At 40.9% G+C, this 17,046-nt stretch carries 15 protein-coding genes and 1 tRNA gene; 10 read left to right on the plus strand and 6 right to left on the minus strand.

Annotated elements, in window-relative coordinates; translation table 11 throughout:
• Positions 1–30 precede the first annotated feature (30 nt).
• From ltrA to ESV85_RS12885, 3 genes are all read left to right on the plus strand, one after another.
• Positions 31–1,266 (plus strand): group II intron reverse transcriptase/maturase, encoded by a 1,236-nt coding sequence (gene ltrA, locus ESV85_RS12875; protein WP_223276000.1) that lies wholly within the window; start codon positions 31–33, stop codon positions 1,264–1,266.
• A 244-nt stretch (positions 1,267–1,510) separates the two neighbouring features.
• Complete coding sequence (locus tag ESV85_RS12880; protein WP_146918227.1) at positions 1,511–2,209, plus strand: ferritin-like domain-containing protein; 699 nt, start codon at positions 1,511–1,513, stop codon at positions 2,207–2,209.
• 25 nt (positions 2,210–2,234) lie between these two features.
• On the plus strand, positions 2,235–3,053 hold the full coding sequence (locus tag ESV85_RS12885; protein ID WP_146918229.1) for a ferritin-like domain-containing protein: 819 nt from the start codon (positions 2,235–2,237) through the stop codon (positions 3,051–3,053).
• 321 nt (positions 3,054–3,374) lie between these two features.
• Here the strand turns inward: ESV85_RS12885 and ESV85_RS12890 are convergent, their stop codons facing one another.
• Complete coding sequence (locus ESV85_RS12890) at positions 3,375–3,908, minus strand: GNAT family N-acetyltransferase (protein ID WP_146918231.1); 534 nt, start codon at positions 3,906–3,908, stop codon at positions 3,375–3,377.
• A 101-nt stretch (positions 3,909–4,009) separates the two neighbouring features.
• Between ESV85_RS12890 and ESV85_RS12895 the strand changes: the two genes are divergently transcribed.
• Genes ESV85_RS12895 through ESV85_RS12910 form a run of 4 tightly spaced genes read left to right on the plus strand, consistent with a single transcriptional unit; the run spans position 4,010 to position 6,758 of the window.
• On the plus strand, positions 4,010–4,867 hold the full coding sequence (locus tag ESV85_RS12895) for an ATP-binding cassette domain-containing protein (protein ID WP_223275995.1): 858 nt from the start codon (positions 4,010–4,012) through the stop codon (positions 4,865–4,867).
• Positions 4,864–5,712 (plus strand): hypothetical protein, encoded by an 849-nt coding sequence (locus ESV85_RS12900; RefSeq protein ID WP_146918233.1) that lies wholly within the window; start codon positions 4,864–4,866, stop codon positions 5,710–5,712. The genes ESV85_RS12895 and ESV85_RS12900 overlap by 4 nt, the downstream gene beginning before the upstream one ends.
• 1 nt (position 5,713) lies before the next feature.
• Positions 5,714–6,091, plus strand: coding sequence for a GntR family transcriptional regulator (locus ESV85_RS12905; RefSeq protein ID WP_146918235.1), 378 nt, complete (start codon positions 5,714–5,716; stop codon positions 6,089–6,091).
• Entirely contained in the window at positions 6,078–6,758 is a 681-nt protein-coding gene (locus ESV85_RS12910; RefSeq protein WP_146918236.1) for a hypothetical protein, read from the plus strand. The genes ESV85_RS12905 and ESV85_RS12910 overlap by 14 nt, the downstream gene beginning before the upstream one ends.
• A gap of 230 nt (positions 6,759–6,988) precedes the next feature.
• Here ESV85_RS12910 and ESV85_RS12915 read toward each other — a convergent pair whose 3' ends face one another.
• From ESV85_RS12915 to ESV85_RS12925, 3 genes are all read right to left on the minus strand, one after another.
• A complete protein-coding gene (locus ESV85_RS12915) occupies positions 6,989–9,208 on the minus strand; it encodes a xanthine dehydrogenase family protein molybdopterin-binding subunit (RefSeq protein ID WP_146918238.1) in 2,220 nt (739 codons plus the stop codon).
• A complete protein-coding gene (locus tag ESV85_RS12920) occupies positions 9,205–9,678 on the minus strand; it encodes a (2Fe-2S)-binding protein (RefSeq protein WP_146918240.1) in 474 nt (157 codons plus the stop codon). Before ESV85_RS12920 ends, ESV85_RS12915 begins: the two co-directional genes overlap by 4 nt.
• A 317-nt stretch (positions 9,679–9,995) precedes the next feature.
• Positions 9,996–10,084: transfer RNA gene (locus ESV85_RS12925), tRNA-Ser, on the minus strand.
• A gap of 307 nt (positions 10,085–10,391) precedes the next feature.
• Between ESV85_RS12925 and ESV85_RS12930 the strand changes: the two genes are divergently transcribed.
• Complete coding sequence (locus tag ESV85_RS12930; protein ID WP_146918242.1) at positions 10,392–10,646, plus strand: hypothetical protein; 255 nt, start codon at positions 10,392–10,394, stop codon at positions 10,644–10,646.
• 26 nt (positions 10,647–10,672) lie between these two features.
• Here the strand turns inward: ESV85_RS12930 and ESV85_RS12935 are convergent, their stop codons facing one another.
• Positions 10,673–11,884, minus strand: coding sequence for an S-adenosylmethionine:tRNA ribosyltransferase-isomerase (locus tag ESV85_RS12935; RefSeq protein ID WP_146918416.1), 1,212 nt, complete (start codon positions 11,882–11,884; stop codon positions 10,673–10,675).
• A gap of 70 nt (positions 11,885–11,954) precedes the next feature.
• On the opposite strand from ESV85_RS12935, the gene ESV85_RS12940 reads away from it, so the two are divergent.
• Positions 11,955–13,037 carry an o-succinylbenzoate synthase gene (locus ESV85_RS12940; protein ID WP_146918244.1) on the plus strand — a complete coding sequence of 361 codons (1,083 nt, stop codon included), beginning with the start codon at positions 11,955–11,957 and terminating at the stop codon, positions 13,035–13,037.
• On the opposite strand, the gene ESV85_RS12945 is transcribed toward ESV85_RS12940, so the two are convergent.
• Entirely contained in the window at positions 13,034–14,173 is a 1,140-nt protein-coding gene (locus ESV85_RS12945; protein ID WP_146918246.1) for a lactonase family protein, read from the minus strand. The genes ESV85_RS12940 and ESV85_RS12945 overlap by 4 nt on opposite strands.
• A gap of 287 nt (positions 14,174–14,460) precedes the next feature.
• Here ESV85_RS12945 and ESV85_RS12950 point away from each other — a divergent pair, with 287 nt between their 5' ends.
• A complete protein-coding gene (locus ESV85_RS12950) occupies positions 14,461–16,998 on the plus strand; it encodes a phosphoenolpyruvate carboxylase (RefSeq protein WP_146918247.1) in 2,538 nt (845 codons plus the stop codon).
• The last annotated feature ends 48 nt before the right edge of the window (positions 16,999–17,046 follow it).

The following is a 17,046-nucleotide window of genomic DNA, read 5'->3' on the forward strand; positions in this document are numbered from 1 at the left end:
GAAACAAAGGAGCATCCTGTAAACAGGATAATGGTACTGGAGGCCTTCAAAAAGGTCAAGTCCAGCGGTGGAAGCGGTGGAATAGACGGACAGAGAATCAGCGACTTCGAGGAGGGACTAAACAGGAATGTTTACAAACTCTGGAACCGTATGAGCTCAGGAAGCTACCACCCTTCAGCGATCAAGGAAGTGTTGATTCCCAAGAAATCGGGAGGTACCCGAGGACTAGGGATCCCGACAGTTTCGGACAGGGTATGTCAACAGGTGGTCAAAACCTATCTGGAACGTATAGTAGAACCGACGTTTCATCCTGACAGCTATGGCTATCGCCCTGGGCGGAATGCTCATATGGCGATCCAGTCAGCAACCAGGAGATGCAGCAAAATTGGATGGGTACTGGACATCGATATCAGTGGATTCTTCGATAACATCCCCCACGATTTATTGCTGAAAGCGGTAGAACACTATACTAAGGAGAAATGGGTTCTGATGTACATCGAGCGTTGGCTTAAGGCTGATGTTGTGAAACAGGGAACAGGATTGATTGAAAGACGAGAGAAGGGTACTCCTCAGGGAGGGGTTATCAGCGGGCTGTTGGCAAATATGTTTCTCCACTTTACGTTCGATAAGTGGATGGCGAAACATTTTCCAAAAATACAGTTTGAAAGATACTCGGACGACATCATCGTTCACTGCGTAAGCAACAAGCAAGCAGCATTCATGAAAACCCGATTAGCGGAGCGACTGAACGAGTGCGGATTGTCAATGAATGCGGCAAAGACAAAGATTGTCTACTGCCGAAACGACCGAAACAGAGAGAACCCTGAGACGGCATCCTCATTCGACTTTCTGGGATATACGTTTAAGCCCCGCTATTGTCCTACAAAAGACGGACTGAAACTGATCACCGCTGCGTGTATGAGTGAATCTTCCAAGACCTCAGTCAGGGATAAACTCAGGAAATTTTCGATAAGGAAATTCAGAGGAAATATCCAAGAACTGTCGTCTGCTATCAATGTCATGTTAAAAGGCTGGATTAACTACTACTGTAGATTCCACAAATGGACAACAGTGGGGTTATGGTTTTGGCTAAACAGGAAACTGATAGAATGGAAGATGGCACAGAAACGAAGAATGGGTAAGCGGAAAGCAATCAGGTGGCTGGAAACAGTTTACCAAGGAAAGCCAAATCTGTTTGCCCATTGGCAATTAGTACCTCCAACTCTTGGCAGAAACAGGAGGCCTGACTTTGGAAGCGCCGTGTGATGGGAGACTATCACGCACGGTGCTGTGAGAGGTTTGGGGTGAAATTCCCCTTACCTACTCGACTTTTTAAGAATTTACATCATCTGAAATAGGTAGATAATTTTTTTTTAAGTGTACTCAATCCAGTCGCTCACTCTACTTCGTAAATCTTTTTCAAATCACCCAATCGAAGCAAATCCCGATAAGTGATTGAATATTTTAAGATGAAAACCAAAACCGGATTATTAACCTAAACACTCAGAAAATGAAAAATGAATTAATTAAGCCCCAGGGACTGGTGAAAAATGCAAACCGCAGACAGTTTCTAAAAACAGGCTCACTTTCAGTAGCCGCCGCCGGACTTTTTTTGGTAGGCTGTAACGACGATGACGACATGATGCCTCCTATGGATGGTGGAGTGAAGCTCGGATCGGGTGATATTGGAATTTTGAATTATGCATATGCATTGGAGCAGTTGGAAGCGGCATTTTATGCTGCCGTACTTACAGGAAGCTATTTCGCTAATGCAAGTGCAGAAGAGAAGACCATCATGGGGGATTTGGAGAAGCATGAAAGAGCTCACAGAGAGTTTTTCAAAGCGGCTTTAGGTGATGCAGCTATTGCTGATCTGGAAGTTAATTTCAGCGCTATTGATTTCAGCAATAGAACATCTGTATTGATGGCCGCTAAGACGTTTGAAGATTTGGGAGTTGCAGCATATAACGGCGCAGGACAATTCATCGAGAATGTAGATTACTTGGTGATTGCCGGTAAAATTGTTTCTGTAGAAGCAAGACATGCTGCTGCGATCAGAGATTTGATCAATCCAGGTTCTGCTGATTTTGCAGGAGATGATTTGATTGATGCAAATGGACTAGAGCGTACGCTAAACTTTACTCAGGTATTGACTGCTGCGAGCGCATATGTCACCACACCAATTGACTTCAGTCAATTGCCTTCATAATCCACCACTTTAAACTACACAAGACATGAACTTATTAAAATTGCTAGATAAAATGTGCCCGGATACCAATAGTCCGGAAGAGAAAGATATGTTTTTCTCCAGAAGAGAGGCTTTCCGCCAGTTTGGAGATATGAGTAAAAAAGTAGCGATGGCTGCTGTACCACTTGGACTTTTGTCGGCTTTGCCAAGAGTGGCAAAGGCAGATACTGCAAGTTTGATCGGCGTATTGAATTTCGCCTTAACCTTGGAGCATTTGGAGTACAGATACTACCAGACTGGTATTGAGTCAGGAGTAATTGATGGAGCAGATGCTGCGATTTTTAACAAAATCAGAGATCATGAATTGGCTCACGTAAACTTCTTGACTGAAGTAATCTCGAATGTGCTAATGGGTACGCCTGTAGCAGAGCCGGGATTTGACTTCACAGCTGGAGGCAACTTCTCTCCATTCACTGATTACCCTACATTTTTGGCCCTTTCTCAGGCATTTGAAGATACAGGAGTGAGAGCTTACAAAGGCCAAGCAGGTAATGTGATGGAAAATGATGTGGTATTGACTGCTGCGCTTTCGATACATTCTGTGGAGGCAAGACATGCTTCTATGGTAAGAAGATTAAGAACTAAGAAAGGTCAGGATACTGTAAAAGGTTGGATCACTAATGGATCTAACGGAACCCTTCCGGCTGCGACACAAGCAATCTATACGGGCGAAGAAAACGTCACGCATGGGGGTGTAAACGTCGTTAATTTGACTGGCATAGATGCTGGTGCTGTATCCGAAGGATGGGATGAGCCGCTTAGCAAAGATCAAGTGTTAGGAATTGCTTCACTTTTCCTAGCCTAGTAAAAGGTTATTAGTTGGGGTTGAGTGGTTTGATGTCACTTCCGTTTGGAGGTGGCATCTTTTTTTTGATTATTAATCTCCCGCCAAGGCGCAACGGCGTAAAGTTATTTTAATCATTCACTTGGTTACTCAGGTGAAATCTAAGTTCTAGCCTTTATAGTCTTGCTTTTATTGTTATACTGCTTCTCCAGAAGCTGGATTTTACCTGAACTTTCTTGAAAATTTCCCGCAGAAAGACGGAGATAAAATTCGCAGATTTCCGCAGATTTTGTTCCGCTTATCACTTAACATTCACTAACTGACAATATTCACGTTGAAAGGTTATAGCTCAATCTTATATAAACTACAGGGCTGCAATCTCGGATATTCCAAGAGGTCGGGATGCTCAAAATCATATTCGTAGGTCATACCAATTTTTTGCATCACACGGACGGAAGCTGCATTCTTAGAAGAAGCTAAAGAATACACTTTCTCAATCCCCAATTCTTTGGCAAATTCAAGACATCTGCTTGCTCCTTCACTGGCAAAACCTTGATTCCAAAACTTTTTCTGGATTCTCCAGCCTATATCCACGCAAGGCGTGAAGGGAGCGATGAAAGATTTTGTGCCTAAGCCTATCATTCCTAAAAACTCCCCACTTCCCAGAATCTCAACAGCAAAATAGCAATGGCCTCGATCAGCATAGAGTCTCGCCATCCTATCCATCAAAGCTTGGGATCCCTTTTTTGAAAGCGGATGCTGGAAATAAGTCATGGTCTCCGGGTCGGCGTTCATTGCAGCAAACGCTGGCAAATCTGAAGGATGCCAAGTGCGGAAACCAAGTCGCTGACTTTGGAATAAATAGGGTGAATCCATTGCTGAATTTAATAGATTCCAAAAAATAGTTGATCGAAATTTTTGATTTTCAAACTTAGTTTATACTTTAGTGTCATAATACACTATGACAGTATAACACTATGATCGTTTCAGTCAAAGATTTGAATTTTTCTTACCGTAAAAGGCCCATGCTTTTCGAAGGACTTCAGTGGTCTGTTCCCGAAGGTTCGGTGGTAGGTTTACTTGGTAAAAATGGAGCTGGTAAATCCACCTTGCTTCATTTGCTTTCCGGATTATTGTTTCCTAAAAGTGGGACAATAAACCTTGGGCAACATATTCCAAAAGATAGGAGGCCAGCTTTCTTAGAGGAGATATTCTTCCTGGCCGATGATGCCGCCTATCCGGGAAATATGAGCATTGGAGAATACCAAAAGTTAATGGGGGCTTTTTATCCAGCGTTTGACTCCTCCCAGTTTGATCAGATTTTGTCTGACTTTGGGCTGGAAAAGAAAGTCAAACTGAACGAGCTTTCATTGGGAGAGCGAAAGAAGGTTTTTCTTTCCTTTGGACTGAGTACGAATTGCAGGTTTTTGCTTTTCGATGAGCCGACTAACGGGCTGGATATTCCTTCCAAAAGTGTCTTCAGAAAAGTAGTGGCGGGTAATCTCAAGGATGAGCAGACCTTGATAATTTCAACGCACTTAGTAGCGGATGTGGAGAAGTTGATTGATCGAGTGGCCATTTTAAATGCTGGTAAGATTCAGCTGGATGCTGATTTATTGGAATTATCAGATCACTTGCTTTTCGGCAATTCTTCAAGTCTTCCTGATGATGGGTTGTATGCTGAGAAGTTTGGGACGGGCTACCAGTTTATCCGGTCTAGAAAAGAACAGGAAGCGCAAACTCCTATCAGTCTGGAACTGCTTTTCAATGCCGTTCTGAACAAAAGTTTAAGCAGTAACTCAATTTTTCAAACTCAAAATGCCGAAGTCCTATGAATGCTAACGCAATTAGTGCACGTCGTATAATCAATCTATTTCGCTTTGAGTTTTCGATACATCGTAAGTTTTATGAGATGGGTATACTCGGTATTTTTTTCATAATTACAGGTTTATTTGTCCTTATTTTTTTCGCCAATCGATATACTACAACCTTTGGACAATCACAATTCACTCTTTTATTTTATGTGGAACTTTTATTCTTAGTGTTTTTTGGAGTAGGGTTTAGCTTTGTTGATCTCCGAACCAAAAGGTCCTCGTTAGTTTATCTTTCGATGCCAGGCTTAGCCACAGAGAAGTATTTTGTTCAGTTCTTTACAAGAGTTTTGATGTTTCCTGTTCTTTTTACTGTTATGTATATTCTTTCAATATCAGTTTCTAAAAACTTGTTTCGGATGTCTGATTTTACCACTACCGATGTTGGTACTTCCTCTGTTCTGCTGGTGATAGATAACTTGGATATATGGGAGATGCTTGTTCCATTTTATTATTATTGGAATAAGTCTGCGATGGCGTATTTTTTCTTATTCGGGATTGCTGGATTATTTATTTCATTGATGTTTTCCGGAGGCATTATTTTCGGAAAATGGAATTCATTACTGATGCCATTGGTGTTTATTAGTTTTTGCGGATTGATTGCTTGTACTCCCGTAGTTTTGTCATGGATAGTAGTAGGTATACCTGAAGATCCTTCAAAGATTTTTACTCCGCAAATACATTTTCGACAACCGAAATTTTTTGAAAACACCCCATTGTTGTTGTTTGTCTTCACTGTTTTGGCTTGGGTGGCAATGGTTTTTTTCTATTGGATTACTTATTTAAAGCTCAAAGAGCGGGAGGTTTAAGATGGAGTTTAACGAATCAAAAAACATCTTTCTTCAGATTAGGGACTGGGTAGCGGACCAGATTCTTCAGGGGAAAATTGTAGCAGGAGAGAAGATTCCATCGGTCCGGGAACTGGCCGTGGAGATGGAGGTAAACCGCAATACGGTGATGCGTAGCTATAGCTTGATGGAGGAAGAGGGGATCATCGAAAATAAGCGCGGGATAGGTTTTTTCGTAGCGACTGACGCGAAGCGAAATTTGCTCAAGATGCAAAAGCAAACATTTTTAAGTGATGAATTGCCTTCTATTCTACATCAGATCGAAGTGCTCAAACTTAACTCAGTGGATCTACAAATCCTGATTCAAACCATTCAATCCAACGACCATGAAAACCAGTAATAAATATATTTTTTCTTTTTTGTCATTTGCTTGGCTAAGTATTATTGCTGTTATGCTGATTTCATATGAATTGGATGATTATGAACCTAAAGTGGTGAAAATCAAGACAGATTTAGCAGATTTTTCGGTTATTAAAATCGAGGAAGCATCAAGCCTACAGATCTTTCCTAGCGATAGCAATCGGTTGGATTATGATGAGTTAATTGGAGATGGAATTAAGCCTCCCAACACCGAACCAATTCAAGATTTTACAGTGAAAAATGATACGCTTTTTATTAAAAATCTTCGCAATACTAGTAATGGTGGTTACACTTTAAGAGTAAGTAATCTGCAGCATTTGATAGTTAAGAATACCTATAATATTGATTTGATAGGGTTTTCTCAGGATTCTCTTTTGATCACTTCAGAAAACAGTAATGTAACTATTTCTAAGAACTCTGAATTTTCATTTCTGTATCTTAAATCAGAGCCAAAATTCGATCTGACTTTTAAAGCTGTGAAAGAATTTAGCCTGTCACTAACAGAGGATAATTGTAATGTTTTTGGTGAAATCGAGGAGATTTCGGGAACAATAGGGAATTATGCCGGACTTGGTATTCCTAGAAAAACAGAAAAAGTGGATGTTGACACTACGATCAATGGAAAGATACACTATGTATTTAAGTAAGTCTAGGATATTAATCTCTGTAAATTAATCCGCGTTGTCGTTGAAATTTTAAACTACTCAATCATGAAAAATATTTTTGCACTACTGTTTCTACTAACATCTCTGAATTGCTATACTCAGCAAGCTGATAAATTCATTCTGGGAAAAACTGAAACTGGACGTATATAATTGAATAATTCATCGAGTTATTGAGCGTAGTGTACGTCCTTTGAACTTGGCTTCAGCTCAAATTAACCCAATATCTTTTCTGCTGTAATGGGTAAGTCATACACACGCTTACCACAGGCATTATATACTGCATTGGCGATTGCTGCCCCGGTAGGCGGCATGGAAACTTCACCGCCGCCTTCTGCTGCTTCATTGGGGCGATCGATCATAGCTACTTCCACTTCTGGGATATCAGAAAAGCGAAAGACAGGGTATTTCCTCCAGTCTGAGCTAGTGATCTTATTGTCTTCAAATGTTACCTCTTCTTTCAGTGTCCAGCTTGCTGCTTGAAGCATGCCACCTTCTATTTGGTTGATGATTCCATCCAGATTGATTATTTCTCCTACGTCTACTGCAGCCCACATTTTTAGGAGTTTGATAGTTCCAGAAGCTCGATCTACGCTCACTTTTGCTGCCGCAGTTGCATAAGCCGTGGTGTTTTTATACCGAGAAAAAGCATAGCCAATCCCTTCTCCTTCTTCCAGTTTTTCGCCATTACACATCTCTTGGATTTTATTGATGACTGCGATGGCTCTTGCATCTTCCAAATGTGCCAAACGGAATTCTAAAGGATCTTTTCCGGCTTTTTCTGCCAATTCATCCATAAAAGATTCAATGGAAAAAATAGTAGTATAAGAGCCCAAGCTTCTCAGAGAAGAAACGCGAAGTGGGCCATTAAAGAAATGAGCGTTCACCTGCATGTTTGGAATGCTATAATAAGGGTCAGCATTTCTGTGTCCACCTCCTAGGTATCCTCTGCCTTTTAACTGCACAGGATTCTCCAAATATCTAGTGTCTAAAAGTGTGGCTGGATCATTATCAGGCCGCATGCTATGGGAGTCTGTCCAAACATCTGTTTTCCAGGTTTTGATTTTTCCGTTAGCATCCAAACTTGCCTCCAATTCCATGATCATGGCAGTTCCATAAGGATCCCATGTGTGTTCGTCGTGGCGAGACCACTGTACACGAATGTGTTTTCCGGGATAAGACAAAGCCAGAATTGCAGCATCTGTAGCGGCGTCATCCGCTGTACTATGCCCAAAGCAACCAGCTCCGGGGACAGCAATTACGTGGAGTTTCTCCTGCTCCATTTTCAGCATCGCAGCGATTGCTCGTCGCATGGGGTATATCCCCTGACTATGTGACCAGATATGCAGAATTTCCCCATCGTACATCGCAATTCCACAGGCAGGGCCTATTGAGCCATGTTTGAGATAAGGTTTGGTATAACTTGCCTTGAAAGTATCTGTGCCGTTAGGTGTCGTGGTTATATCTCCTTCATTTCGAATGCTCTGAGGCTTTTCGGCAATGGATTTTAGATGAGCGAAAAGGGTTTCTTGCTTAGGAAATGATGGGCTTGGAGTCCATTCAGAATGTTTTCTTAAATATGCTTCTGCCTTTACTGCCTGATATTCTCTATCGGTGATTACACCTACAAAACTACCATTTACTACAGTTTTGATGATTCCAGAAATGGCTGTTGAAAGTCCGGAATCGTCAACTTTTACCAATTTAGATTGGTAGCCTGCTGGGCGTAAAACCCGCGCATGCACCATGCCTGGAAATCGTAAGTCCTGAATATAGACCTCTTCTCCCCGAACCATTTTCTCAATATCCTTGCGGGGAATGGCTTTGCCGACGTATCTATAGCCAGATTTTATTTTTAGAGGAACGGGCTTGGTTACCTCCATGTCAATTTGCGCCCCTTCCAGTATCTCTGCAAAATTCAGAGATTGATTGCTTTTTTTGGATTTCACTTTTCCGTTGTAAAGGATCAGATCTTCCTCAGCAATATTCAGTTTTGCACTTGCCAATTCCAATAATTTCTGTCTGGCAGTTGCTGCTGCATAGCGAACCGACATCGCACTGTTCGGGACAGAACTACTTCCAGCAGTATAGCCTTCGTCAGGAGTCACGCCTGTTTCTGCCAGATGTACTTCTACTTGATCCAGCTCCAAGTCCAATTCTTCTGCGGCTACTTGCCGAATTGCTGTTCTGATTCCTTGTCCTAATTCTACTTTTCCGGAAAACACCATCACCCGTCCGTCTTCCAATACGTGTAGCCAAGCGTTTACTTTACTTGCATTCCGCATACTACCAGGCAAATCACCTTCATAATTAACTCTAGCAGCGACTACTGGGTCCTGCTCTCCAAAACAGGAACTGAGCAGAGGGAAGCCCACGCTGATGTAGCCGATGTCTCTGAGGAATTTCCTTCTGGAGGTTTTTGAGAGTTCGATCATTTTCCTGATAGGTTTTTAGAGGCGGTTTTGACCGCTTGGATGATTCGGGTATGTGCACTGCAGCGGCATAGGTTTAACTGCAAAGCATCTCTAATTTCGGAATCATTTGGATTGGGGTTGTCATTTAGCAAACCTACAGAGGCCATTACCATTCCATTCAGGCAATAGCCACACTGGGCTGCCTGCTCTTGGTTAAAAGCGTCCTGAACTGCATGTAGTTTTCCATTCTCGCTAGCCAGCCCTTCCAAGGTTGTGATCTTAGAATCTCCGATTGATGCAATGGGTCTCATGCAGCTGGTAACAGCACTTCCATCTACCAAAACCATACAAGCACCACATTGAGACAGGCCACAGCCGAACTTCGGCCCGTTAAGTTCTAGGTTATCACGAAGCACATAAAGCAGGGGAGTATCGGGTTCAGTATCAATTACTTTTTGCAAACCATTGATATGAAGGGTGAATTTGGGCATGGACAAATAGGTTGAATTCTAAGATAAGGATTAGAAAAGTTATTTGAGAAAGATGGGCAGAAAAGTAGACGAAATAGTCTTTTAGATCCTTAAGGAATGTGAATAAATTAAAGATTATTGATTCGTTTTGCTGAGAAACACTTGGAGTTGGCTTTGCACAAGTGGATGGTGACAACTAACTGTATTACAGTTAGTTGTTGGTGAGTGAATTGATGATAATTCGCTGGTGAAAAAAGGAGGATGTCTTCAATACTTGCACCACTTTAAAAAAGAAAACCCTAACTATTAATATTTCAAATAGTTAGGGTTTTAAGCTGTAGAGAGTGGGGGATTCGAACCCCCGGTACGCGTTGAGGCGTACGACAGTTTAGCAAACTGCTGGTTTAAGCCACTCACCCAACTCTCTAGATATTTTTATTTGGCTTAGTTTTCGTTTTACTGACAAAGCACCCTTTCGGTGTTTCTCTGAATATGTGGCTTATTTCATTGCCATATTCATTTTGTAAAGCGATGCAAATATAAGTCAATTGAATAGATTTTAACAAGTCATTACCAGATAGGAATTCAATGATTAGATCTTTTTGTCTAATAGTCTGAATATCAAATAAAATAATTTGACAGTTAGTTTCTGGAAACATGAAAAATACCTTGTATAGGGTATGTTTTATTGAAAATCTCGCTCTAAATTTGATTTTAATTCAAAGCCGGAAACTATGATAATCCAAACAGCTACAGCAAATTTCATGATTGAGAGATGTGAATCTAAAAATGGTTGCATTACAATCCGCTCAAATTCCCAAGAAGAACTCCATAGGTTTTTTGGTTCTTTGGAAATATCTGAATCAAATGATCCATTCTATTCATTTGCTGTCCTAGCTTGTAAGCAGGAATTTGCAAACGCGATGATCATAATGGTGAAAGAAATTGATTATTCTGAGTTCTCTGAATTCAGCTTTCAAACTGCTTAAGAATCCTTTAATTTTTTCAAGTCCATTTACTCTATCCATAGTAAACTGCTGTCTCCGTAACTTAGAAAACGATAATTATTTGCTAGCGCATCCTTGTAAACGTGTCTCCAATCTTCCCCAAGAATAGTAGCAATTAGCAAAATTAGGGTTGAGCCAGGCTGGTGGAAGTTCGTAATCAATCCTTTGACAATTTTAAACTCATATCCTGGGAAAATAAAAATCTCAGTGGTACCCATGATTGTTTGAAGACCTTTTTCTTTCATATGTATAAGTATGGCTTCGTAAGATTTCTGGGCTGAAGGCAAATTTTCTCTGTCTTCATAAGGAAAAAGCTTTTCAATCCTCAATTCCTCACCTTTTCCTTCAAGTAGCTTTACACCATACCAATATAGACTTTCCAGCGTTCGAACTGATGTTGTTCCCACGGTTACAATTTTGCCCAGATTAGGGATGATTGTTTCTATAGTTTTCCTATCCACATGGATTTGCTCGCTGTGCATAGGATGCTCAGTGACTTGACTTGCCTTGATAGGCTGAAAAGTGCCTGCGCTTACATGGAGTGTTACTTGAGCTTCTTTTATTCCTTTCGTTTTTAAACGTTCAAAAATCTCAGGAGTGAAATGCAATCCGGCAGTTGGAGCTGCGACGGCTCCTTCTTTTTCTGAGTAAACTGTTTGATACCTTGATTTATCCTCTTCTACAGGCTTGCGGTTCAGATAGGGAGGAAGAGGAACTTCTCCACTTGCTTCTACTACATCTACAAAGGCCACTTCTGCATTATCCCATGAGAATTCCACTTGCCGGCTTTCTCTGTCAATTAATTTGGCAAAAAGTGTGATTGTGCTTCCCTGGAATGGAATCACCCCTTTCAATATCTCTCCGTCTTTCCATTTTTTAGAATTTCCTATCATGGTTTCCCAGATGACTGGATGCTTTGCCAGCATGATTTCAGGAATGACTGTAGTAGGAGAAATAGGCTGAAGTAAAAAGATCTCAATGCGTGCACCTGTTTCCCGCTGAAAAATCAATCGAGCAGGAATTACTTTGGTGTCATTGTAAACGAGTAAGGTGTCCGCAGGGAGTAAATCCGGAATGTTGCTAAAATTCAGATGCGAAATCTGACCATCTTTGTAGTGCAAAAGTTTCGAAGCATCTCGTTTTGCCAACGGGAACTTCGCGATTTTTTCCTCGGGTAATGTATATTCGTAAGCGGTTAAATCAATAGCTGGGATTTGCATATAGGCTGTTATTCTGCCTGCAAATATAGCCCAAGTCACTTCAAGTACCTTCCAAAAGCAGTCATAATCCATGTCCAATTCGTCCAAAATTACTTTTGAATACCTTAAGCGGACGCTGATTTTTAAATTTGATGCGGGTACTTCTAGAGGAGTTTTGAAGACTAAGGATGTATTCTGGATCAAAGCTTTCCATTCAGACAGACCTGAAATAATAGGCTGGGGAGAAGCCGCTCCTTTGGTGAAACTGAGCTTGGATGATCGCCCGGATTTTGAAGAAGTTCTTCGAAAAACATTAGATCAAATGTCTCAATTGCATTTTGGATCAGGCGAGGAAAATGTTTTAAACCAGTTAAGGGAGTTAATACCTTTTGAGTTGCCAAGTATTCGGTTTGCTTTAGAAACAGCGATTCTTGATCTGAGTGAAGGCGGGGATAGGAAGATTCTTGGAGATGGTTTTTATAAAGGAGTAAAGGCGATTGCCATCAATGGATTAATCTGGATGGGGCAAAAGGACTTTATGTTGGATCAAATCAAAGAAAAGCTCGAACAGGGATTTGACTGCATTAAGATGAAAATCGGCGCTATTGATTTTCAGCAGGAATTAGATCTTCTTGATTATATCCGAACTCGCTTTTCTAAAGATCAAATCACACTTCGGGTAGATGCAAACGGCGCTTTTTCGGAGAAAGATGCATTGTTTAAACTCCAGCAATTAGCTACGTATGAGTTGCATAGCATAGAGCAGCCAATTGCCGCTGGGAATTGGGAAACAATGAAGCAGCTTTGCGCAGCCACTCCGCTTCCCATTGCGCTAGATGAGGAACTAATAGGGGTTAAGAATAAGGCTGAGCTTTTGGATGAAATTCAGCCTCAGCATATTATTCTAAAACCCACCCTGCTTGGCGGGATCCTCGAAACAAAAGAATGGATACAGCTAGCAGAACGCCGTAAAATAGGCTGGTGGATGACCTCGGCTTTGGAGAGCAATATTGGATTGAATGCTATTGCGCAGCTTGCTGATAGCTTGGATGCTACTGTTCCTCAAGGTTTGGGTACAGGTAAATTGTACCAGAATAATCTGAAATCTCCTTTGGAAATAGAGGAGGGGAAAATTCATTATAATCCTCAGGTCGACTGGGAGCAACCTTCCTAGTCACCAAGTCTGAATAAGTAAACTGGACTGTGTACACTCACTTTCCAATCGGTCTGGGTAAGTATTCCTGTCTCCAGATCTCTCTCAAAAATGATCACATCATCACTTGCTTGATGAGCAGCAAGTAAATACTTGCCATCTGCAGTCAAATTGAAATTTCTTGGCATAATTCCTCCCGATAAGATCTGCTGAATGAATTCGTATTCCCCAGAAGCTTTCTTGCTGATCACAGAAATGGTGTTTGCATCACCTCGATTTGAAACGTAGATGTTTTTGCCGTCAGGAGATAATCTCACTTCTGCAGCTCCGACTCCACCTTCAAACCCTTCCGTTACCAATGATATTTTCTGTATAGGACTGATTTTTCCAGCATCAAAACTGAGAATATCCAGAGAAGCAGACATCTCTTCTACTAGCATGATCTCTTTTCCATCTTTAGAAAAAACCAAGTGTCTTGGTCCATCTCCAGGAGTGACTTTGTGTATATTGTTTAAAGTCAATGGCTTTGCTGCATCCTGATCAAAATTATAAACATAAACCTCATCGGTACCTAGATCCGCTACTAGCAAGAATTTACCGTCTGGACTGAATACTGTGCTATGTACATGTGGGGAATTTTGTCTGGCTTGGTTGATGCTGCTACCTTCGTGCTGAATAGTCTGTAAGTGAGTTAAATTTGCGTTTTCTCCAATTTTATAGGCACTAAAATTCCCTCCGCTGTAATTTGCAACAGTTAGAAATTCCTCGTTGGGAGAGAGAGCGATATAGCAGGGATGATCTCCGAAGCTAGGTAATTCACTTAGTTTTGAGAGCGATTGATCCTCTGAAGTCCGGCTCAAACTGATTATATTACCTCCTGGGACATTGTCTATTTCCTCTAAAGTAAAAACCTTGTCTCCTGCTGAATTTGCTAATACGAAGGAGGGATTTTGAATACCGGGGAAAATTGTCCGAACTTCTAGTTTGTTTTCCGAAGGAGTAAAATCAAGTTGATTTATGCCTTGGCTTGCATCATCTGTGTAGGTCCCTACCAAAAAAGAGTAAGTAATCGGGGTTTCGGTCATTTCTGTTGTTTTGTCTGTGGTGCAGGCGAAGGAGATGGCTAAAAACGCAGTTATTAAAAGTGATTGTTTCATGTAGTTATAATTTGCTTTTCTAAAGTTACCCCGATAAGCCGGGGCAGGCTATTGAATCTCGCATGGCTGAAAATCATTCCAATGTGAGTCGGATACGATATGCTCGATTTCATGCCGGAAAGATATTGAAATATCTGATATGAGGTTTTTGCATTTTTATCTGATAATTACTCATTTGGTTAATAAAAAGGAAGAGAATAAGTTTATTTGTTAATGAATACTCAATAATTATTTCAGTTTTTAGAATTTTTACTAATTTGCTTAACCATTAAAACGGAAGATGAATAATGTATAAAACCTATGATACCCAAGTAGCCAAGCGCTTCACTATTTACAACAGTTTATTTTTAGATCTTCCCTTCAATGACATCTACCGCACGGGAACATTGCTTCCGATCTTGGGGACAGCATGTCAAAATGGTTTCCAGAAAGGATTAACTCCAAAGGAAATTATTGCAGGGTTTTTCGATGAATTGATGCCTGACTCTACGGAATCTCAGCAATCTGATTTGCTTTTCCAGATGATCCAATATGTAGAAAGACAAGTAGTACTGTTTGATTCTATTGAGGATGCTGCCTATGAGAAGATCCATGATCTGAATGGAAAAGGAACTATCAAAGCTTTGATTGACCGAACAGACAATGATAACAAGCGAGAAGAGCTAGTAGAAAAGTTGAAAACTTTCTCTGTACGACTAACACTAACTGCTCACCCTACTCAGTTTTATCCTGGGAATGTCTTAGCAATCATCACTGACCTTGAGAATGCCATTCGTACCGATGACATTGGTAAGATAAATTCCTTATTACAACAGTTAGGGAAAACAGGTTTCACCAAACGAGAGAAGCCAACCCCTTACGATGAAGCGGTAAGTTTGATTTGGTTCTTGGAAAATGTATTTTATCATAGTATTTCTGATATTATGATTCGCTTATTGGGGTCTTTAAATATCCCGCTTCATGACTGGGAAAATCCAGGTTTGCTGAAGATTGGTTTTTGGCCAGGTGGAGACAGAGACGGGAATCCATTTGTCACACATACCATTACCAAGCAAGTAGCTGAGCGTCTGAAGAAGTGGGTGTTGAAATGCTACTACCGCGATGTGCGTAAAGTGAGAAGAAGGTTGACTTTCAAGCATGTAGAGGAAATCCTGATCAACATTGAGCGTGGTCTATATGCTACTCTATTTGAAAATGACCCTGTTTACAAGAGCAAAGATCAATTGCTGGCAGATTTGCTTTCAGCCAGAGAAGGTTTGATCAAATATCACGAGGGACTATTCCTGGATATATTGGATCAGTTTATTCTTAAAGTAAAAATATTTGGTTTTCACTTCGCATGCATGGATATGCGACAGGATAGCCGTAAGCACGATGTGCTGATAGAGGAGATTTTCCAACTTCAGGGCAAGGAGCTTCAGGGGACAGAAGATGAGCAGATAGCTCAGATCATGAGCCTTACTTCGATTCCAGAAATTGCTTCTTTCCAAGATCCGTTTAACCAAGAGATGTTGCAGTCATTTGGCGTGATAGATTCAATCCAACAGGAAAGTGGAGAGGAAGTTCTGAATCGCTACATCATCTCAAACTGTCAGTCAAGAAAGCATTTGCTGGAAGTGTTCAAACTGGCAAAATTGACTCTTGGTGCTGATAAGGAAGATCTTCCATTGGATATTGTGCCACTTTTTGAGACTATAGATGATTTGGCAGAAGCACCGGAGATTATGACGAGTCTTTATAATCTTCCAGAGTACCAAAAGCATTTGGCATTCAGAGGAAATAAGCAAACGATCATGCTTGGGTTCTCTGACGGAACTAAAGATGGTGGGTATCTACAGGCCAACTGGTCAATTCTTAGAGCAAAAGAGGAAATGACCAGAGTCTCCAGAGAGAATGGTATCGAAGTCGTCTTCTTCGACGGTAGAGGTGGACCTCCTGCACGTGGAGGAGGAAACATGCATAATTTCTATGCTTCTCTAGGTGAAAAAGTAGAAAATTCTGAAATCCAGGTTACTATTCAAGGACAGACAATTTCTTCAAACTATGGTAAGCAGGCTTCTTGTACTTACAATTTTGAGCAACTCCTCAGTGCAGGCTTGGAGAACCATTTGTATGGCGGTGCAGATAAGAATCTAAACACTGGCCAACGCGCATTGATAGATGAACTTGCCGGAGAAGCATATGAAGCATATAAGAAATTCAAAAGCCATCCGATGTTTGTTCCGTATTTGGAGCATGTGACTCCATTGAAGTATTTCGGAATGGTAAATATTGGTTCCAGACCATTGAAAAGAGGTAAAGGTGGCGAAGGTCTAAAGTTTGAAGATCTAAGAGCTATTCCTTTTGTAGGATCTTGGGCGCAGATGAAGCAAAATATTCCGGGTTTCTACGGTGTAGGAGCTGCAGTTGAGGTCTTGGAAAAGAAAGGGAAATTAGAAGAGTTGAAAGAGCTCTATAACAATAGCCTTTTCTTCAGAGCCCTTCTTGGCAACTCTATGCAGTCGCTGACCAAGTGTTTTTATCCAGCTACAGCATATCTGAAGGATGATAAGAACTACGGCGAGTTGTGGGAAATCATGTATGATGAATATCTCAGATCTATTGAGAAGCTCAAAGCAGTCTCTTCAATGGATGAATTGATGGGTGATAATAAAGTGATTAAAAAATCAATTGAAATTCGTGAGCGAATAGTATTGCCTTTGATTACAGTGCAGCAATTTGCCATTCAGAGAATTCTTGAAACAGGAAAGACTACGGAAGTGCTTCAAAAGTTAATCTTGAGAAGTATGTTTGGAATTATAAATGCAGCAAGAAACGCTGCGTAGATTCCAATAATCATATATTTAAAAGCCCGAATGATTTGATAATCAGTC

This window comes from Algoriphagus aquimarinus (genome assembly GCF_007997215.1).
Lineage (GTDB): Bacteria > Bacteroidota > Bacteroidia > Cytophagales > Cyclobacteriaceae > Algoriphagus > Algoriphagus aquimarinus_A.